Genomic DNA, 19,209 nt, shown 5'->3' with positions numbered 1-19,209 from the left:
GCGGAAAAGGGGATTATGCGTCGCGTCGTCATTACAGGTCTGGGGATCGTTTCCTCGATCGGCAACAATTCAGCTGAGGTGCTGGCATCGCTTAAAGCGGGCAAATCCGGCATCACTTTCAATGATGACATGGCCGAACACGGGTTCCGTTCGCAGATTGCGGGTGCGGTGGATCTGGATGTTTCTGAGCACGTGGACAAGCGCACCTTGCGCTTCATGGGACCCGGAGCGGCCTATGCGCACATCGCCATGGGGCAAGCCATAGCCGATGCCGGGCTTGAGGAGAAAGACGTCGTCAACCCGATGACCGGGGTGATTGCCGGATCGGGTGGCCCGTCGACTTCGGCGATGCTGGCGGCGCACCAGACGGTGCTCAAGACCGGCGCAACCAAGCGTGTCGGGCCCTTTGCCGTGCCCAAGTGCATGTCCTCTACAGTGAGCGCAAACCTCGCCACGGCGTACCAGATCAAGGGCATGAACTTCTCGATCACCTCGGCCTGCTCCACCTCGCTGCATTGCATCGGCATGGCGGCGCAGCAGATTGCGCTGGGCCAGCAGGACGTGATGTTTGGCGGCGGCGGTGAAGAGCTGGACTGGACATTGTCGTGCCTGTTCGACGCGATGGGGGCGATGTCGAGCAAATACAATGACACGCCGGCGCGCGCCTCCCGCGCCTTTGACGCCGACCGCGATGGTTTTGTCATCGGCGGCGGCGGCGCGATGGTAGTGCTTGAAAGCCTCGAACATGCGCAGGCGCGAGGGGCGAAGATCTACGCCGAAGTCACCGGTTTCTGCGCCACGTCCGATGGCGCCGACATGGTCGCACCTTCCGGCGAGGGCGGCGAGCGCGCCATGCGAGGGGCTCTCAAGTCGCTCAGCAAAGATCGCAAGGTCAGTTATATCAACGCCCACGGCACTTCGACGCCGGTCGGCGATGTCGGCGAGATCGAGGCAGTGCGCCGGGTGTTCGGCGAAGGTTCGACGCCGCCGGTCAGCTCCACCAAGTCGATGACCGGCCACAGCCAGGGAGCTACCGGTGCGCAGGAGGCGATCTATTGCCTTCTGGCGCTCGAGCATGATTTCATCATTCCCTCGATCAATGTCGAAACCCTCGATCCGGCGCTGAAGCCTGAAGAGATTGCGACCGAGATCGTGGAAAATGCAGGTCTTGATACGGTGATGACCAATTCCTTCGGATTTGGCGGCACCAATGGCACGATGCTGTTGTCCAAATTTCACGGATGAGTGCGAGCGCGGATCAACGTACCGAAGAGCGAGGTGACTGAAATGGGCGTTCTTGCAGGAAAACGCGGCCTTGTTATGGGCGTGGCCAATGACCGGTCGATCGCTTGGGGCATCGCAAAAGCGCGCTCCGAGGCGGGTGCAGAGCTGGCTTTCACTTACCAGGGTGAAGCTTTTGGCAAACGGCTGCGTCCGCTGGCGGAAAGCGTTGGCTCGGATTTCATGCTCGATGTCGACGTCACCGACAACGCCTCGCTGGACGCTGCGTTTGACGCGCTTCAGGAACGGTGGGGCAGGCTGGATTTCGTGATCCACGCCATCGCTTATTCCGACAAGGCTGAGCTGACGGGCCGCATCCTCGATACGTCAAGAGAGAACTTCAAGAACTCTCTCGACATATCCGCGTACAGCTTCATCGAAGTGGCGCGCCGCTCGCATCCGATGATGGTCGAGCATGGCGGCACGTTGCTGACGCTGAGCTACATGGGCTCCAATCGCGTCACTCCGAACTACAACGTGATGGGTGTGGCCAAGGCCGCGCTGGAAGCGGCGGTGCGGTATCTGGCCGATGACCTCGGTCCCGAAGGTATTCGCGTCAACGCCGTAAGTCCCGGTCCGATGAAAACGCTCGCCGGCTCTGCCATCGGCGGAGCGCGCAGGACCTGGAAACATACCGAGGCGAACGCACCCTTGCGCGCCAATGCGACGCTGGAAGCGGTGGGTGGGACGGCGGTGTATCTGTGCTCAGATGCCGGGGCCTGGACCACCGGCGAAATCATTCGCGTGGATGGCGGTTTTCATGTCCTGGGCATGCCTCAACAGGACAATCTTTGAGATAATCGGACACTCGGATTATCGGTTGGAGCAGACTGGTCCTGCTCGCCCGACTACACTCTGACATTGAAGGAACTCATTCACCACAATTTGACCGTGGATTGCGGGGCTCCTTGCCGACCCAGTTGCGGACGCTCAATGCCGCGTTAAATGATATGGTCTCGCTATGCTTTCGATAGTTTTTGCCTTACTTGCACAAGGTTCATCCTCAGTGACAATCGGGGCGATACGCGTTTCTCCAGAGGAATTTCGGGACCAGATTGTCAGAGTTTGCGGCGAGCTGTCCGATGAAGGCGACGTCCTTTATTCAAGCGCGCACCTGCCGCGCCATGGACGAGTAGGCATTCGCGTTGGTAAGCATGATCTGGTGCCGAAGCACGGGCAGATTTGCATTGAGGGACTGTGGGTTCGTGACCCCAAACTTCCTTATGCAGAAGCCGATTACATCATCGTTACGGATGCGTCAGTCCATCCCCATTATTTGTTGTTACCGATGAAACGATGACGCGCCAGCTGCTGCGAGAATCCGTAGCTTCGCGCCCTCAAATCGTCGCTATATCAACGCTGTGAGCACCTGATCCGGCGGCCTGTGCCCGTCGGTCCAGAACTGGATATTCGCGATCACCTTTTCGCCTGATGCCTCGCGGCCTTCGGCTCGTGGCGCTGCCTATGTGCGGGAGGGTCATGACGTTAGGATGCTTTAGCAATCGCTCGTCGACATGGGGTTCGTCGGGATAGACGTCGAGGCCCGCCCCGGCGAGCTTGCCATCGTAGAGCGCCGCAATCAGAGCCTCCTGGTCGATCAACTCGCCGCGCGCGGTGTTGATCAGGCTTGCGCCGTCCTTCATCAGCGCGAACCGGCGTTCATCCATAAGGCCGCGCGTATCTTCGGTCAGCGGGCAGTGGAGGGTGAGGATGTTCTGCCTCTGAAATAAGCCGATCAAGGTCATCGACATAACGCGCGCCCAGCATCTGTTCGAGCGCTTGCGGCAGCGGCTTTCGGTTGTAATACGCGACCTCGAGCCCGAATGCGCGCGCACGGTGTGCGACCGCCTGTCCGATCCGGCCCATCCCGACAATGCCGAGCACCTTGCCGCCCAGCTTGCGCCCCAGCAGGCCCGACGGCGCCCATCCGGTCCACTCGCCTCGGCGCACGAGTGCAGTGCCCTCACGAATGCGGCGCGGCACTCCGATAATCCCGGCCATCGCTATATCGGCGGTGTCGTCGGTGAACACGCCCGGTGTGTTCGTGACCATTATTTTGCGCTTCGCGGCGGCGGCGAGGTCGATATGTTCAGTGCCCGCGCCGAAATTTGCGATCAGTTTGAGCCGGTCGCCTGCCGCTGCGATCATGTCGGCGTCGATCCGGTCGGTGACGGTCGGGACCAGCACATCGCAATCCTGCATCGCCGCGATCAGCTCATCGCGGCTCATCGGCGTATCATCGGTGTTGAGCGTTGCCTCGTAAAGCTCGCTCATCCGCGCCTCGACGCTCGGCATAAGGTGGCGGGTCACCACGACCTTTGGCTTACCGGAAGGGAAGTGCGGCGGAGTGTGTGTTGCGGCCATGAAAGCGGGCTAAGGCGAGAGGGGGCAGGCGGTCAAGATGCGGCGGGCACGCAGGGAAATAAAGATATTGCGCTAACGACCTTTTGCACGCTTGAAGCGGGCCATGACCGCGCGCTATCAACGCCGCATGATCGCTCTCCGCTTGTTTGCCGCATTTTATGTGACAGTTCTTTTCGCCAACGCGGTCGTGCCTGCACCGGCGCAGGCGCAGACGCGCGAGGTTCCGTATTGGGCCGCGATCCGCTTCGATGAAGTCAATATGCGCGTCGGACCGAGCCAGGAATACCCGATCGAATGGGTCTACAAGCGGCAGGGACTGCCGGTAAAGGTCGTGCGGGTGCGCGAAAGCTGGCGCTTGGTCGAAGATCCCGAGGGCGAGCAGGGCTGGATCGCATCGAGCCAGCTCACCCCGACGCGCGGCGCGATTATCATCGGGGATGGCCCTGCCGACATGCGCGAGACCGCTGACCGATCATCCGCGCTACGCTGGAGAGCCGAGCCCGGCGTCGTCGGTACGCTGCTGCGCTGCCGCGAAAACATGTGCGAGATAGATGTGACCGGACGGACCGGGTGGGTCGACCAGACGCGCCTTTGGGGTGCGGGCGAGCCTTAACCCCGCTCACCTATTCGCCGATCGGGGTGACCCTGTAGCTTTCGCTGCCGTCATCGCGGAATGTCATGAAGCTTCCATCCGGGCGTAGATCGCGATTGGTCCAGCAGCGCTCCGCCTGATCCTCGCCATCACCGACTGGATCGAAGCAAATGAACTCGCCGCGCGTGGTCCATGTGCCGCCGCCCACTTCATCGCCATCGGCGGTCATGTCGATATAAGTGCCATCAGCGTTCAGCCGCGTCCGGGCGTATACGGTTTCGGCATTACCGATTGCGTACAGACCTGGACCCATTTGGAATGTGGCTTCTCCCGCTTCCGGCACAAGCGACATGTCAGATGCTTCCGAAACTTCTGGAGTTTCCGGACTGCATCCGAAAAGGGCAACAGCGCCCGCAGCGCCAATCGCTCGCAGCAACCTATACCAGCTCCACGGCCACAGCCGTCGCCTCGCCGCCGCCGATACACAGGCTTGCCACGCCGCGCGTCTTGCCCTGATGTTTGAGGGCGTTGAGCAGAGTTACGATGATGCGCGCGCCCGATGCGCCTATAGGGTGGCCCAGCGCCGTTGCGCCGCCGTTTACGTTGATCTTGTCATGCGGAATGCCGATGTCGCGCATGGCGAACATCGAAACGCACGCGAACGCCTCGTTCACTTCCCACAGATCGACATCCTCGACGCTCCAGCCTGCGTTCTCGAGCACCTTTTCGATGGCTCCCACAGGGGCGACGGTAAAGTCCTTCGGCTCGCGGGCATGGGCTGCCATCGCGACGATCTTCGCCACCGGCTTGGCGCCGCGTTCCTTCGCCACGCTCTCGCGGGTGAGGACGACTGCCGCTGCGCCGTCAGAGATCGAGCTTGAGGTGGCAGCGGTGATCGTCCCGTCCTTGGCAAAGGCGGCGCGCAGGGTCGGAATCTTGTCCGGGCGGCCGCGACCGGGCTGTTCGTCCGTTTCCACCGTCACGTCGCCCTTGCGGGTCGAGTAGCTCACCGGGACGACTTCATCGGCGAATGCGCCGCTTTCAATGGCGGCATTGGCGCGGCGGAGCGATTCGATCGAATATTCGTCCATGTCTTCGCGGGTGAGCTGATATTCGTTGGCGGTGTCCTGCGCGAAGGCACCCATCGCACGGCCCTCCTCGTAGGCATCTTCAAGCCCGTCGAGGAACATGTGGTCATAGGCCGTGTCATGTCCGATCCGCGCGCCCGAGCGGTGCTTCTTGAGCAGATACGGCGCGTTGGTCATGCTTTCCATGCCGCCTGCAACGACCATGTCGATGGTCCCGCTGGCGAGCGCTTCGGCGCCCATGATGACCGTCTGCATTCCGCTGCCGCAAACCTTGTTGACTGTGGTGGCCTGGACCGATTCCGGCAGGCCGCCCTTTATCACGGCCTGGCGGGCAGGGGCCTGGCCCAGTCCTGCGGGCAACACGCAGCCCATATAGGCGCGGTCGAAGTCCTTGCCCTCAACGCCCGAACGCTCGACCGCCGCCTTCACCGCAGTCGCGCCCAGATCGGTTGCAGAAACATCCGACAGCGCGCCCTGCATACCGCCAATCGGCGCGCGGGCGTAGGAGAGGATCACGATCGGGTCGGCGGCGGAAAATTGGGTCATGGAAGGCGTCCTTCGCTGAGAAGAGAAAATGTTGCCCAAGCGATGTAATGCTGCGCTGTGGCGAGTGCAATCACGACTGGCTCCTGAATTGGTCTAACGCTTGTCAGGCGCGCTGGATTGCGCAAGGGTGGGTCGCAAATCAAAACGCATGCCCTTTGGGAGAAAAAACAATGGCCGATGACCGCCGCGATGAGCTCGAAGCAATTCTCAAACGCCAGCGCGATGCCTTTACCGCCTCGCGTCCCGAGACGATGGGAATGCGCAAGGACCGGATCAAGCGGGCGATGGCCCTGCTGAAGGAGCATTCCGAAAACCTGTGCAAGGCGATGAGCGCGGATTTTGGCAACCGCGCTATCGAACAGAGCATGCTCACTGATATTGCCGGGACGGTCGGCGCGGGCAAACACGCGCTCAAGAACATGGACAAGTGGGCCAAGACCGAGAAGCGCCCGGTTCAGTTCCCGCTCGGCCTGCTTGGGGCAAAGGCCGAGGTTCGCTATGAACCCAAGGGCGTGATCGGCATTCTTTCTCCGTGGAATTTCCCGGTCAACCTGGCATTTTCGCCGTTGATGCAGGTGCTTGCTGCGGGCAACCGCGCGATGATCAAGCCGAGCGAATTTACCGAGCGCACCAGTTTGCTGATGGCCGAACTGGTCGAGGAATATTTCACCCCCGATGAGGTTGCCGTCGTCACCGGAGGGCCGGAAGTCGCAGCCGCATTCTCATCGCTGCCCTTCGATCACCTCGTCTTCACCGGCTCGACCGAAACCGGACGGCGCGTGATGCAGGCGGCGGCGGAAAATCTCGTACCGGTCACGCTCGAACTTGGTGGAAAATCGCCGGTCATCCTGGGCCGCAGCGCCGATTTCGAGAGGGCTGGCGAACGGATTGCTTTGGGCAAGATGATGAACGCGGGGCAGATCTGCCTTTCGCCCGACTACATGTATGTGCCCGAAGACAAGGAAGACGAGGCAGTTGCCGGTGTTTCGAACGGTGTTGCGAACATGTATCCGACGCTGCTGGAAAACGACGATTACGCTTCCATCGTGTCCGACCGCCACTTCGAACGGCTGCAAGGCCTCGTCGAGGATGCGCGGGACAAGGGTGCGGACGTGATCGAGGTCAATCCCGGAAACGAGGATTTCTCGAACGCGAACCAGCGCAAGATGCCGCTCAATATCATCCGCAATGTCAATGACGACATGAAGGTGATGCAGGAGGAAATCTTCGGACCGGTCCTGCCAGTGAAGACCTACAAGGCGGTCGATCAGGCGGTGGACTACGTCAACGAACACGACCGTCCGCTGGGCCTTTATTACTTCGGTCAGGACAAGGATGAACAGGAGCGCGCGCTCACCCGCACCATTTCGGGCGGGGTCACCACCAATGACGTCATCTTCCATGTCTCGATGGAAGACCTTCCGTTCGGCGGTGTCGGACCGTCGGGCATTGGCAGCTATCACGCCATCGAAGGCTTCCGCGAATTCAGCCACGCCCGCGCCGTTTACCACCAGCCAAAGATCGATGTGGCCAAGCTGGGCGGGTTCAAGCCGCCCTATGGCAAGGCCACTGAAAAGGCGGCGGCAGGCATGATGAAATGAAGGCGCAGCTTGCCGTCTTCCTGTCACCGTTTGCACTTGCCGTTGGAGCGCCGGTTGCAGCGACTGACAGGGCGCCGGAAGAGGTAACATCTTGGCGCGCGGTCGATGCCGAAACCGGGAAAATCCGCGATCCTGAAGGGTTGGAGCAACTTGCCCGTGACTTTCCCGATAGCGGAAATGTGCGGCTGCGGATGCTCCAGCCCTACCTTGCCGCCGGTGAACCCGACAAGGTCATGGCAACGCTCGAGTGGCTTTACGAGCGCGGCTATGTCTTCGGAGAAGTGACGCAGCAACAAATCCCCAAGCTGCTGGAAGACGTTGATCCCGGACGTATTGCGGAGCGGCTTCGCGCTGAGGCGGAAGTTATCGAAGCAAGCGAAGTCATCGCCAAGGTTCCGGCGGGCGCGGGTCTGGTGGAAAGCGTCGTTTCTCCCGGTGCCGAAGGATTTCTCGTTGTAACCTCGATTACCGAGCAGACCGCATTCGCTTCGCTCGATCTCGACGAACTGGGAACGGCTAGACATTTCGCGCGCGAATGATCTGAGCGGCGTGGTCTCGGACGAGGAGCGCCAGATTGGCTGGTTTGCATCATCCAATATCGACGAGTCAGAAGGCGGAACAAAACGCTTCAATGGCCTGATCGGTTTGCAAAGATCCGACAAGGACACAATGTATGTGAGCGCGCCGCAGGGTGTGACGCTTTCCGATCTCGCGCTGGGAGGGGATGGCACAGTGTATGCCAGCGATCCGCTGGGCGGCGGCATTTACCTCGCCGCGCCCGATGCCGAACGGCTCGATACATTGATCGCACCCGGCACACTGCGCTCGCCTCAGGGGCTTGCCCCGAGCGAGGATGGCTCGGAACTTTATGTCAGCGATTACCGCTATGGCATCGCAATTGTCGATCTGGAGACACGCGTTGTATCGCGGCTAGCCAGCGATATCCCGGCGATCCTCGACGGGGTCGATGGGTTATGGCTTCATGGTAATGAGCTCATCGCGATGCAAAATGGCACCAGCCCGATGCGGATCAGCGCATTCAAGCTTTCGGAGGATGGAATGCGCGTGGTGGGCCATCGCATCCTTGAGCAAGCGCACCCAGAATGGACCGAGCCTCTGGGTGGTTCGATTGTTGGCGGAGCGCTATATTACGTCGCGACCGGACAATGGGACCGCTATGTCAAAGGCGAGCCGGTCGCTGACAAACCAGCGATTCCGACCGAAATCAGGCGGCTTCCCCTCGAATAGCCCGGCGGCGCGGGTTGCGTTCGATTTTCTGCAACAATTATGCGCTGATTTGCCCGAGTCGCACCCTTGCGCGCTGTAAACGACACGCCTAGACGCGGGCGCTAGGGATAAATTAGCTTGGAAATCGCTGTGATCGACCTCAGCCAGTATCTCCCGATACTGATCTTCATCATCATCGCCTTCGGCTTGTCATGCCTGTTCGTGTTCCTGCCGATGGGCGTCTCGCGCCTGACCGGATCGCACAATCCGGGCGCGGACAAGCTCAGCGAATACGAGTGCGGCTTTCCCGCGTTCGAGGACGCGCGCAGCCAGTTCGACGTCCGGTTCTACCTCGTCGCGATCAGCTTCATCATCTTCGACCTTGAGGCAGCCTTTCTGTTTCCCTGGGCGGTCAGCCTTGGTGAGACGCAGTGGGTGGGCTGGATCGGAATGATGACGTTCCTGTTTATCCTCGCCGTCGGTCTTGCCTATGAATGGAAGAAAGGGGCTCTGGACTGGGAATGAGCAACTCACAGAACCCCACGATAATCGTGCCGCCCACCGTGCCGATCAGCGCGGGCGAGGCGGTACCGCAAACATGCCTACCGCACGCGGCGGTGAGGTAAAGCAGCCCGACGCGGACTATTTCAACGCGCTCCAGACAGAGGTGAATGACAAGGGCTTCCTAGTCACTTCGACCGAGGACGTGTTCCAGTGGGCGCGCACCGGTAGCTTGTGGTGGATGACCTTTGGCCTGGCGCGCTGCGCTGTGGAAATGATCCACGCCAACATGCCGCGCTACGACATGGAGCGTTTCGGCGCGGCCCCGCGCGCATCCCCGCGCCAGTCGGACCTGATGATCGTCGCGGGCACGCTCTGCAACAAGATGGCCCCGGCGCTGCGCAAGGTCTACGACCAGATGTCCGATCCAAAATACGTGATCAGCATGGGAAGCTGCGCCAATGGCGGCGGCTATTATCACTACAGCTACAGCGTCGTGCGCGGCTGCGACCGGATCGTGCCGGTTGATATCTATGTGCCGGGATGCCCTCCGACTGCCGAAGCTCTCCTATATGGAGTGATGCAGCTGCAGCGGAAGATCCGCCGTGCCGGGACGATTGAACGCTAATATGGCCGTCCATCACTCTGCCCCAAAGTACGCCTCGAACGATGGCGTGATCGACGCGCTTAGCGAGAGCATCAGCGTGTGGGTTGTCGACGCGCAGGAAAAGCATGGCGAGATCATCTTCACCGTGCAGCGCGACGCCATCGAAGACGTTTTGCGCACCTTGCGGGACGACCATAAATACCAGCAGCTCATGGAAATCGCAGGCGCCGACTATCCGGATCGCGCAGAGCGGTTCGAAGTCGTTTACATGCTGCTTTCGCTGACCAAGAACCACCGCATCATCGTCAAATGTTCGACAGATGAAGCGACACCGGTTCCGACCGTTACAACTTTATGGCCGAACGCGGGCTGGCTCGAGCGCGAAGTGTTCGACATGTACGGTGTGACGTTTGCGGGCAACAAGGACTTGCGCCGCATTCTCACCGATTACGGCTTCGAAGGACATCCCTTCCGCAAGGACTTCCCGATGACCGGCTACACCGAGCTGCGGTATTCCGAAGAGGAAAAGCGCGTCGTCTATGAGCCGGTCGAACTGCCGCAGGACATGCGCACCTTCGATTTCCTCTCGCCGTGGGAAGGTTCCGACTACGTGCTGCCCGGTGACGAGAAGGCCGATGGCCCTCCCGATGTCGACAAGCCCAAGGTGACCGAAACGCCTGCCGACACCGGCGCGGGCGAAAAGGCCGAGGAACTGGCCGAAGAGGGCACCGATGCAGTTCCGCCCGATATGGTTGAGGTGGAGATCAAGCAAGACAAAGAGGAGGGCGAGTAAACGTTATGCAGATCGAAGAATCGCCCACCACCGATGGCAATGTCATCACCAATTACACGATCAATTTCGGCCCTCAGCATCCTGCGGCGCACGGCGTGTTGCGCATGGTCATGGAGCTTGACGGCGAGGTCATCGAGCGGATCGACCCGCATGTCGGTCTGCTTCATCGCGGCACGGAAAAGCTGATCGAGCAGAAGACTTACTTGCAGGCGCTGCCATATTTCGACCGCCTCGATTACTGCTCGCCGCTGTGTCAGGAGCACTCCTATGTGCTCGCGATCGAGAAGCTGCTGAACCTCGAAGTGCCCGAGCGCGCGCAATACCTTCGCGTGTTGTTCGCCGAGCTGACTCGCATCTGCAACCACATGCTCAACATGGGCGCGCACGTGCTTGACGTCGGCGCATTCACCCCGAACCTGTGGATCATGGACCTGCGCGAAGATTGCATGAATTTCTTCGAGCGGGCTTCCGGTGCGCGGATGCACTCGGCCTGGTTCCGGCCCGGCGGCGTGCACCAGGACGTTCCGGAGAAGCTGCTGGTCGATATTGGCGACTGGCTCGACAACCGGTTCTTCCAGCTGTTCGACGACGCGATGAGCCTTGTCATGGACAACCGCATTTTCAAACAGCGCAATGTGGATATCGCCGTGGTCAGCCGCGAGGATGCGGTCGCATGGGGCTTTAGCGGTCCGATGATACGTGCCGCCGGCATTCCGTGGGATTTACGCAAATCGCAGCCTTACGATGTTTATGATCGCATGGACTTCGACATCCCGGTCGGCACAAATTCGGACTGCTACGACCGCTTCATGGTGCGCGTGAAGGAAGTGCGCGAAAGCGCCAAGATCATCAAGCAGTGCCTGCGCGATATGCCTGAGGGGCCGGTTGCCAGCAGCGACAACAAGATCGTCCCGCCCAAACGCGGCGAGATGAAGCAGTCGATGGAAAGCCTGATCCACCACTTCAAGCTTTATACCGAAGGCTTCCACGTGCCCGAAGGCGAAGTCTACGTCGCAACCGAAAGCCCCAAGGGCGAGTTCGGTGTTTACCTCGTCAGCGATGGCACCAACAAGCCATACCGCTGCAAGATCCGCCCGACCGCCTTCAGCCACCTCCAGGCGATGGACTTCATGAGCAAGGGCCACATGCTGCCCGACGCGACCGCGATCCTGGGCGCGATCGACGTTGTGTTCGGGGAGTGCGACCGGTGAGTCTTCGACAAACATTTTGGCGATTTGCTCATCGCCGCTACCAAACGAGAAAACCGAAGGCGGCTTGGGAAATTATTGGCTTCGGCTTCGCCGCGTTCTTTGGTTTTACATACGCAATCGCGTTCTTCCAAAATTTCGAGGCAAGTCTGAAAGTGCTTCCCGGAATTTTTGTCTTCGTTTTCGCGCCTCTTCTTTTAGCATTGGGACATCGCCGCATACGTCTGGAACACGCCAAGAGTGGCGACGCGCTTTATCGAAAGGTATCGGCGAGCAATGGCTGACCGTACTCCCGCACCCGATACGCCCGAACTGCGCGAGCGCTGGGGTTCCTTCGAATGGACGAAGGAAAACCGCGCCAAGGCGGACTGGCACATCGCCAAGTATCCTGAAGGACGCCAGAAATCGGCGGTGATGCCGCTGCTCGACCTTGCGCAGCGGCAGGTCGGCGAGGAAACCGATATGCAGGGCTGGCTGCCGCTGCCGGTGATCGAATATGTCGCGCAATATCTCGACATGCCGGTGATCCGCGCGCTCGAAGTCGCGACGTTCTACTTCATGTACAACATGAAGCCTGTCGGAAAATTCCATGTGCAGGTCTGCGGCACGACGCCGTGCATGCTGCGCGGCTCGGACGACATCATCGCTGCATGCAAATCGCGCGGCATGGCGAAGGGCGAAGTCTCCGAAGACGGCCTGTGGACCCTCACCGAAGTCGAATGCATGGGGAATTGCGCGACCGCGCCGATGGTGCAGATCAACGACGACAATTACGAGGACCTGACCGTCGAGAGGCTCGACGCCGTGCTCGACTCGCTGGCCAAGGGTGAGCAACCCAAGGTGGGCACGCAAGAGCCGGGGCGGCGCACGTCCGAGCCCAAGGGCGGCCCGACCACGCTCAAGGAAATGGTCGATGCCAACCACGATTACCGAGGTGAGTGGTGATGAACGGCACGACAATAGCTCTGGCCGTAGCGGGCCTCGCCGGCTTTTTTGCCGGGGCGTATCTCGCCGCGACTGGCGACAGGGAATCGGGCATCGCCCTCATGGGTGCGGGCCTGCTCTGCCAGATATTGTGTCTGCGTCAGCTTCGTCTGGCAAGGAAGAAGGAAACGAGTGATGCTGGCCGATAAGGATCGCATCTTCACAAACGTCTATGGCTTCCAGGACTGGGGCCTGAAGGCGGCGCAGGCGCGGGGCGATTGGGACAACACCAAGGCGCTGATCGAGCGTGGTCAAGACGCGATCATCGAAGAGATGAAGGCGTCGGGCCTGCGCGGGCGGGGCGGGGCAGGTTTTCCGACCGGCCTCAAATGGTCGTTCATGCCTAAGTCGAGCAAGGATGGCCGCCCGAGCTTTCTGGTCATCAATGCCGACGAATCCGAACCGGGTTCGTGCAAGGACCGCGAGATCATCCGCCACGATCCGCACAAGCTGATCGAAGGCGCGCTCGTCGCCGGTTTCGCGATGCGCGCACGCGCCGCTTATATCTACATTCGCGGCGAATATATCCGCGAGGCGGAAACGCTGCAAAAGGCCATCGACGAGGCTTATGACGCTGGGTTGATCGGCAAGAATGCCAGCGGTTCGGGCTACGATTTCGACGTCTTCATGCACCGCGGCGCGGGCGCTTATATCTGCGGCGAAGAAACCGCGATGATCGAAAGCCTCGAAGGCAAAAAGGGACAGCCGCGCCTAAAGCCGCCTTTCCCGGCAGGCGCGGGCCTTTATGGCTGCCCGACCACGGTCAACAATGTCGAGAGCATTGCGGTCGTCCCGACGATCCTGCGGCGCGGCGGCGACTGGTTTGCCGGCTTCGGACGCGAGGGCAATCACGGGACCAAGCTGTTCCAGATTAGCGGCCATGTTCAGCAGCCCTGCGTCGTCGAAGAAGAGATGAGTATCCCCTTTCGCGAGCTGATCGAGAAGCATTGCGGCGGTATTCGCGGTGGCTGGGACAATCTGCTCGCAGTGATCCCCGGCGGATCCTCGGTTCCCCTTGTCCCGGCCAAGGAGATCATGGACGCGCCGATGGATTTCGACGGGCTGAAGGAACTCGGATCGGGCCTCGGCACGGCAGCGGTTATCGTGATGGACAAATCGACCGATATCGTGCGCGCGATCAGCCGCATCTCGTATTTCTACAAGCATGAAAGCTGCGGCCAGTGCACACCCTGCCGTGAAGGCACCGGGTGGATGTGGCGCATGATGGAGCGCCTGCGCACCGGCGACGCCGCGATCGAGGAAATCGACATGCTGCACGAAGTGACCAAGCAGGTCGAAGGCCACACGATTTGCGCGCTGGGCGATGCGGCGGCATGGCCGATCCAGGGCCTCATCCGCCACTTCCGCCCCGAGCTCGAGAAACGCATTCACGAACACAACGCGAAATTCGCGGAGGCGGCGGAGTGAATAAGCTTGTAAACGATTTATGCGTCATTTTAGCCGGCGCGTGGGCTGTCGGAGGAACTATCCTTACAGTCTTTATGATCTTTTTGGCATTTACCGTAGGTACACGGAATGACTTGGTTGGCGTCGTGCCCGTAGTTGTTCTCGTTTTTTTGCCTAGTGTAGCTCTTGCATTGACTGCTTGGCTCGTTCGAGATCGTAGCGAGAAATCTGAGGTGCCCAATGCCTAAAGTCACCGTAGACGGCGAAGAAATCGAAGTCCCGGCAGGCGCCACAGTGCTGCAGGCGTGTGAGCTTGCAGGTAAGGAAATCCCGCGTTTCTGCTATCACGAGCGCCTGTCCATCGCGGGCAATTGCCGCATGTGTCTGGTCGAAGTGAAGCCGGGGCCGCCAAAGCCGCAGGCCTCCTGCGCGCTGCCCGTGGCCGATAATCAGGAAATCCGCACCGACACGCCGATGGTCAAAAAGGCCCGTGAAGGCGTGATGGAATTCCTGCTCATCAACCACCCGCTCGATTGCCCGATCTGCGATCAGGGCGGCGAGTGCGATTTGCAGGACCAGGCGGTCGCCTATGGTCGCGGCGATTCCCGCTATAACGCGAACAAGCGCGCGGTGACCGAGAAATATATGGGTCCGCTGATCAAGACGATCATGACCCGCTGCATCCACTGCACCCGCTGCGCGCGTTTCTCGGAAGAGATCGCGGGCGTGGACGAAATCGGCGCGCTGTATCGCGGCGAGGACATGCAGATCACGACCTATCTCGAACAGGCGGCTGCACACGAGCTTTCGGCCAACGTTATCGACCTTTGCCCGGTCGGCGCTCTGACGTCGCGGCCCTATGCGTTCGAAGCGCGTCCGTGGGAGCTGAAGCGCACGCTCAGCATCGACGTATCGGACGCGGTGGGCGCGAACATCTCGCTGCATTCGAAGGGCCGCGAAGTCATGCGCGCACTTCCGCGCATCAATGATGACGTCAACGAGGAATGGCTGTCAGATAAGGGACGCTATCAGGTCGATGGCCTGTCCAAGCGCCGCCTCGACAAGGTGTTCATGCGCAAGGGCGGCAAGTTGCAGGCCGCGCAATGGAACGAGGCGTTTGACGCCATTGCTGCGCAGCTTGAAGGTAAAAAATCGTCCATTGCTGCCGTCGCGGGCGACATGGTCGATTGCGAGACGATGTTTGCCGCCAAGACCTTGCTGAAGGCATGCGGCTCCACTCAGGTTGAAGCGCGTCAGACCGGCATGACATATGACGTCAGCAATATCGCAGCGGTCAATTTCAACTCGACACTGGCCGGGATCGAAACCGCAGACGCGATCCTGATTGTCGGCTCGCACATCCGCTGGGAAGCCGCGCTCGTAAATGCTCGCATTCGCAAGGCTGTGAAGGCCGGGGCGAAGGTATTCGTGGTCGGTCCGGAATGGGAGACGACCTATCCGGCTGAATTCCTTGGTGAGGACCTCAAGGTTTTAAACCGCGCGCCCAAGTCTTTGGGCGATGCGATGAAGGATGCGGAGCGTCCGGTACGTCATCCTTGGCGGTGCAGCGCTGGCGAAGGGTGCGCTCGCACCGGCGCTCAAGCTCGCCGACAAGTTTGGCCTCGTCAAAGACGGTTGGAACGGGTTCAATGTTCTGCACATGAGCGCAGCGCGAATGGGCTCGCTGATGCTCGATTTTACCGTTGAAGGCGGCATGGCGGACATCGCTGCAAAGGCTCCCAAAGTGCTGCTGAGCCTAGGCGCGGACGAGATGGATTATGAACCGTTCGCTGACAGCCTCAAGGTCTATATCGGCCACCACGGAGATAAAGGCGCGCATATGGCGGATATCATCCTGCCAGCGGCGAGCTATGCCGAAAAAGACGGCACATACGTCAACACTGAAGGCCGCGCGCAATTTGCCGAAAAGGCAGTCTTTGCACCGGGTGATGCGCGCGAGGACTGGACGATCCTGCGCGCATTGGCCGATGCGCTGGGCGTGAATGTGGGTTTTGACAGCTTTGCTGAATTGCAAGCGGCCATGATCAAGGCAGTCCCGGCACTTGGCGAAGAAGGGCTGGCCGATTACGGCGCGATTCCCAAGGCCGATAGCAGCGCCAAGGCAGAAGGCTCGATCAGCGCCTATCCGATCGCGGACTTCTACCTCACCAACCCGATAGCCCGTGCGAGCGCGGTGATGCAGCAATGCTCGGCTGAACTGCTTCACGCGGATGAGATCAAGGAGGCTGCGGAATGAGCCAGCTTCCCCAGTTTCTCAGGCGATTGCCCTTTGTGTTCTATGGATTTGCAGCGCTGCTGTTCGCGTGGAACCTTGCCAATTCCTGGATGGGGCTCAAAGCGATGTCCTATCCTGACGCAAGCTTTGCGAACCTCGAGACCTACCAGAAGAGTGTCGCACTCTATAGCGCTGCCACGGAAACAATCTATGTCGCGGCCAACGGCGCTCTGCTTCAGATCCTGATTGCCATCTACGACAAGATGAAAGGTCCGGGCGAGTGACCGAATTCTTCCAGAACCTCGGCCTCTCCTACGAGTGGGCCTGGACCGCAGCTACGCTGGTCGGGATCATCACGATCTCGCTGCTCGTCATGTTCTCGGTCGCGATGGTGATCTATGTCGACCGCAAAGTGCTGGGCGCGATCATGATGCGGCGCGGACCTAATGTGGTTGGCCCTTTTGGCTTGCTGCAGAGTTTTGCTGATGGCTTGAAGGTTTTCCTGCAAGAAACCATCATCCCGTCGGCTGCAAACAAGGGCATCTTCCTGCTCGCGCCGATCATTACCTTCACCGTAGCGCTTGCCGCGTGGGCGGTGATCCCGTTCGATGCGGGAGTAGTGGTGTCGGACATCAATGTCGGCCTGCTCTACATCCTCGCGATCAGCTCGCTCGGCGTCTACGGCGTGGTGATGAGCGGGTGGGCTTCGAACTCAAAATACCCGTTCTTCTCCGCCATGCGCGCGGCAGCGCAGATGATCTCCTACGAGGTTTCCATCGGCTTTGTGCTGGTGTGCGTCGTGCTGTTTGCGGGCACGTTCAACATGAGCGGCATCGTGATGGCACAGAAGGGCCACGGCCTCGGCTTTATCAATGGCTTCTTCATCAATCCGCTGCTGTTCCCGATGTTCGTGGTGTTCTTCATCTCGGCGCTGGCAGAGACCGCACGCGCGCCGTTCGACCTGACCGAGGCGGAATCCGAACTCGTCGCCGGGTATCAGACTGAATATTCCAGCATGAGCTTTGCGCTGTTCTGGCTTGGTGAGTACGCCAACATCCTGCTGATGTGCTCGCTGTGCACGCTGCTATTCATGGGCGGGTGGCTGCCGCCTGTTGAATGGGCGCCGCTGTATTGGGTGCCGGGGATTGTGTGGTTCCTGCTCAAGACCTTCATGTTCTTCTTCATGTTCAGCTGGATCTGGGCGACCGTGCCGCGGTACCGCTACGACCAGCTGATGCGGCTTGGCTGGAAAGTGTTCCTTCCAATGAGCCTGATCTTTGTGGCTCTTATTTCCGGCTACCTTATGGCCACAGGGCATTTCTCATGACCACCGCAACCCAGCTCCTCAAATCGTTCACCCTGTGGGAATTCCTCAAGGCGCACGCGCTGACCTTGAAGTATTTCTTCAAGCCCAAGGTGACGATCAACTATCCCTTCGAGAAATCGCCCCTGTCCCCGCGTTTTCGCGGCGAGCATGCGCTGCGCCGGTATCCCAATGGCGAGGAACGCTGCATTGCCTGCAAGCTGTGCGAGGCTGTCTGCCCGGCGCAGGCAATCACCATCGAGAGTGAACCGCGCGAGGACGGCAGCCGCCGCACCACGCGTTACGACATCGACATGACGAAATGCATCTATTGCGGGTTCTGCCAGGAAGCCTGCCCGGTCGATGCCGTGGTCGAGGGACCGAACTTCGAATACGCCACCGAAACCCGCGAGGAACTGCTTTATGACAAGGCCAAGCTGCTCGCGAATGGTGACAAATGGGAACGGGCCATCGCGGCCAATCTTGAAGCCGACGCACCCTACCGTTAAGGGCGCGCGCTAGGGGCAGAAAATCTCAGACTCATGATTCAAGCAATAGCCTTCTACCTGTTCGCAGGGCTCGTCATCGCAAGCGCGGTCATGGTCATCATGTCGCGCAACCCGGTGCACAGCGTCCTGTGGCTGATCCTCGCCTTTTTCAACGCGGCGGGCCTGATGGTGCTCGTCGGAGCAGAGTTCATCGCGATGCTGCTGGTGATCGTTTATGTGGGGGCGGTCGCGGTGCTGTTCCTGTTCGTGGTCATGATGCTCGACATCGATTTCGCCGCCATGCGCGCAGGCTTCATCAAGAATTTCCCGCTCGGAATTGCGATTGCCGCGATCCTGCTGGCAGAGCTGTTCCTGGGCATCGGCGCGTACAATGCGGGCGGGCTGGAACTCGGCACGCCCGATGGCGCCGCAACTCAAGGTGTTGGGCAGAGTAATATCGAGGCAATCGGCGGCCTGCTCTATGGCCGATACATCCTGCTGTTCGAAATCGCCGGCATCATCCTGCTGGTCGCCATGATTGGCGCCATCGTCCTGACCTTCCAACCGCCCAAGCCGGGTGCGCGCGGCCGTCAGGATGTTGGCAAGCAGATCGCGCGCCGTCCCGAAGAGGCAACCGTCATGAAGAACCCGGAAACCGGGCAGGGGGTCGAGCTATGATCGGCGTAGAGCATTACCTCGTCGTCGGCGCGATCCTGTTCGTGCTCGGCGTGTTGGGTATCTTCCTCAATCGCAAGAACGTGATTGTCATTCTGATGGCGATCGAACTTATCCTGCTCGCGGTGAACATCAATCTCGTCGCATTCAGCGCGTTCATGAACGACCTCGTTGGCCAAGTTTTCGCGATGCTGGTGCTGACTGTTGCAGCGGCTGAAGCGGCCATCGGGCTCGCGATCCTCGTCATCTATTTCCGAGGTCGCGGCACAATCGCGGTCGACGATGTGAACCGGATGAAGGGATAAGCA

Annotated in this window: 22 protein-coding genes and 2 pseudogenes; 21 read left to right on the top strand and 3 right to left on the bottom strand. The window is 60.1% G+C overall.

From position 1 onward, the window contains the following. Positions 1 to 15: 15 nt before the first annotated feature. From AC0L39_RS09600 to AC0L39_RS09590, 3 genes are all read left to right on the top strand, one after another. On the top strand, positions 16 to 1,245 hold the full coding sequence (locus tag AC0L39_RS09600) for a beta-ketoacyl synthase N-terminal-like domain-containing protein (RefSeq protein WP_473257434.1): 1,230 nt from the start codon (positions 16 to 18) through the stop codon (positions 1,243 to 1,245). A 42-nt stretch (positions 1,246 to 1,287) separates the two neighbouring features. Next, positions 1,288 to 2,076: an enoyl-ACP reductase FabI gene (locus tag AC0L39_RS09595; protein WP_473257433.1), complete on the top strand. Its 789-nt coding sequence runs from the start codon at positions 1,288 to 1,290 to the stop codon at positions 2,074 to 2,076. 166 nt (positions 2,077 to 2,242) lie between these two features. Continuing rightward, the gene (locus AC0L39_RS09590) at positions 2,243 to 2,581 is read left to right on the top strand and encodes a hypothetical protein (RefSeq protein ID WP_473257430.1); all 339 of its coding nucleotides are present in this window, start codon (positions 2,243 to 2,245) and stop codon (positions 2,579 to 2,581) included. A 48-nt stretch (positions 2,582 to 2,629) separates the two neighbouring features. Here AC0L39_RS09590 and AC0L39_RS09585 read toward each other — a convergent pair. Beyond that, positions 2,630 to 3,645, bottom strand: a pseudogene (locus AC0L39_RS09585) (2-hydroxyacid dehydrogenase). A gap of 103 nt (positions 3,646 to 3,748) precedes the next feature. Here AC0L39_RS09585 and AC0L39_RS09580 point away from each other — a divergent pair. Then, positions 3,749 to 4,258: an SH3 domain-containing protein gene (locus tag AC0L39_RS09580; RefSeq protein ID WP_473257428.1), complete on the top strand. Its 510-nt coding sequence runs from the start codon at positions 3,749 to 3,751 to the stop codon at positions 4,256 to 4,258. Positions 4,259 to 4,268: 10 nt separating this feature from the next. On the opposite strand, the gene AC0L39_RS09575 is transcribed toward AC0L39_RS09580, so the two are convergent. Then, entirely contained in the window at positions 4,269 to 4,550 is a 282-nt protein-coding gene (locus AC0L39_RS09575; protein WP_473257426.1) for a hypothetical protein, read from the bottom strand. Between the two features lie 124 nt (positions 4,551 to 4,674). Then, entirely contained in the window at positions 4,675 to 5,871 is a 1,197-nt protein-coding gene (locus AC0L39_RS09570) for a thiolase family protein (RefSeq protein WP_473257423.1), read from the bottom strand. A gap of 170 nt (positions 5,872 to 6,041) precedes the next feature. On the opposite strand from AC0L39_RS09570, the gene AC0L39_RS09565 reads away from it, so the two are divergent. The 17 genes and pseudogenes from AC0L39_RS09565 to nuoK all read left to right on the top strand — a co-directional run bounded on the left by AC0L39_RS09565 (position 6,042) and on the right by nuoK (position 19,206). Beyond that, positions 6,042 to 7,472, top strand: a complete 1,431-nt coding sequence (locus AC0L39_RS09565; protein WP_473257421.1) for a coniferyl aldehyde dehydrogenase — start codon at positions 6,042 to 6,044, stop codon at positions 7,470 to 7,472. Continuing rightward, positions 7,469 to 8,011, top strand: a complete 543-nt coding sequence (locus AC0L39_RS09560) for a hypothetical protein (protein ID WP_473257419.1) — start codon at positions 7,469 to 7,471, stop codon at positions 8,009 to 8,011. The genes AC0L39_RS09565 and AC0L39_RS09560 overlap by 4 nt, the downstream gene beginning before the upstream one ends. Before the next feature lie 10 nt (positions 8,012 to 8,021). Next, positions 8,022 to 8,720: a hypothetical protein gene (locus AC0L39_RS09555; protein WP_473257417.1), complete on the top strand. Its 699-nt coding sequence runs from the start codon at positions 8,022 to 8,024 to the stop codon at positions 8,718 to 8,720. A 129-nt stretch (positions 8,721 to 8,849) separates the two neighbouring features. Continuing rightward, a complete protein-coding gene (locus AC0L39_RS09550; protein WP_473262337.1) occupies positions 8,850 to 9,224 on the top strand; it encodes an NADH-quinone oxidoreductase subunit A in 375 nt (124 codons plus the stop codon). Between the two features lie 73 nt (positions 9,225 to 9,297). Then, the gene (locus AC0L39_RS09545) at positions 9,298 to 9,828 is read left to right on the top strand and encodes a NuoB/complex I 20 kDa subunit family protein (protein WP_473257415.1); all 531 of its coding nucleotides are present in this window, start codon (positions 9,298 to 9,300) and stop codon (positions 9,826 to 9,828) included. 1 nt (position 9,829) lies between these two features. Further along, a complete protein-coding gene (locus tag AC0L39_RS09540) occupies positions 9,830 to 10,600 on the top strand; it encodes an NADH-quinone oxidoreductase subunit C (RefSeq protein WP_473257414.1) in 771 nt (256 codons plus the stop codon). 5 nt (positions 10,601 to 10,605) lie between these two features. Continuing rightward, positions 10,606 to 11,811, top strand: a complete 1,206-nt coding sequence (locus AC0L39_RS09535) for an NADH-quinone oxidoreductase subunit D (protein ID WP_473257412.1) — start codon at positions 10,606 to 10,608, stop codon at positions 11,809 to 11,811. Next, a complete protein-coding gene (locus AC0L39_RS09530; protein WP_473257410.1) occupies positions 11,808 to 12,092 on the top strand; it encodes a hypothetical protein in 285 nt (94 codons plus the stop codon). The genes AC0L39_RS09535 and AC0L39_RS09530 overlap by 4 nt, the downstream gene beginning before the upstream one ends. After that, a complete protein-coding gene (gene nuoE / locus AC0L39_RS09525) occupies positions 12,085 to 12,753 on the top strand; it encodes an NADH-quinone oxidoreductase subunit NuoE (RefSeq protein ID WP_473257408.1) in 669 nt (222 codons plus the stop codon). The genes AC0L39_RS09530 and nuoE overlap by 8 nt, the downstream gene beginning before the upstream one ends. Beyond that, positions 12,753 to 12,941, top strand: a complete 189-nt coding sequence (locus tag AC0L39_RS09520; protein WP_473257406.1) for a hypothetical protein — start codon at positions 12,753 to 12,755, stop codon at positions 12,939 to 12,941. Before nuoE ends, AC0L39_RS09520 begins: the two co-directional genes overlap by 1 nt. Continuing rightward, positions 12,928 to 14,220, top strand: a complete 1,293-nt coding sequence (gene nuoF / locus AC0L39_RS09515) for an NADH-quinone oxidoreductase subunit NuoF (protein WP_473257405.1) — start codon at positions 12,928 to 12,930, stop codon at positions 14,218 to 14,220. Before AC0L39_RS09520 ends, nuoF begins: the two co-directional genes overlap by 14 nt. A 219-nt stretch (positions 14,221 to 14,439) precedes the next feature. After that, a pseudogene (nuoG, locus tag AC0L39_RS09510) lies at positions 14,440 to 16,456 on the top strand (NADH-quinone oxidoreductase subunit NuoG). Next, on the top strand, positions 16,453 to 16,719 hold the full coding sequence (locus AC0L39_RS09505) for a hypothetical protein (RefSeq protein WP_473257403.1): 267 nt from the start codon (positions 16,453 to 16,455) through the stop codon (positions 16,717 to 16,719). Before nuoG ends, AC0L39_RS09505 begins: the two are co-directional and overlap by 4 nt. Further along, a complete protein-coding gene (gene nuoH, locus AC0L39_RS09500) occupies positions 16,716 to 17,762 on the top strand; it encodes an NADH-quinone oxidoreductase subunit NuoH (RefSeq protein WP_473257402.1) in 1,047 nt (348 codons plus the stop codon). The genes AC0L39_RS09505 and nuoH overlap by 4 nt, the downstream gene beginning before the upstream one ends. Next, complete coding sequence (gene nuoI, locus AC0L39_RS09495; RefSeq protein WP_247159176.1) at positions 17,759 to 18,247, top strand: NADH-quinone oxidoreductase subunit NuoI; 489 nt, start codon at positions 17,759 to 17,761, stop codon at positions 18,245 to 18,247. The genes nuoH and nuoI overlap by 4 nt, the downstream gene beginning before the upstream one ends. Before the next feature lie 33 nt (positions 18,248 to 18,280). Then, positions 18,281 to 18,904: an NADH-quinone oxidoreductase subunit J gene (locus AC0L39_RS09490; protein WP_473257399.1), complete on the top strand. Its 624-nt coding sequence runs from the start codon at positions 18,281 to 18,283 to the stop codon at positions 18,902 to 18,904. Beyond that, a complete protein-coding gene (gene nuoK, locus AC0L39_RS09485) occupies positions 18,901 to 19,206 on the top strand; it encodes an NADH-quinone oxidoreductase subunit NuoK (protein WP_473257397.1) in 306 nt (101 codons plus the stop codon). The genes AC0L39_RS09490 and nuoK overlap by 4 nt, the downstream gene beginning before the upstream one ends. The last annotated feature ends 3 nt before the right edge of the window (positions 19,207 to 19,209 follow it).

The sequence above is a fragment of the Erythrobacter sp. K21-9 genome, assembly GCF_055808355.1.
The sequence above is the reverse complement of the archived record's forward strand: the minus strand, read 5'-3'. Positions and strand labels throughout refer to the sequence as shown.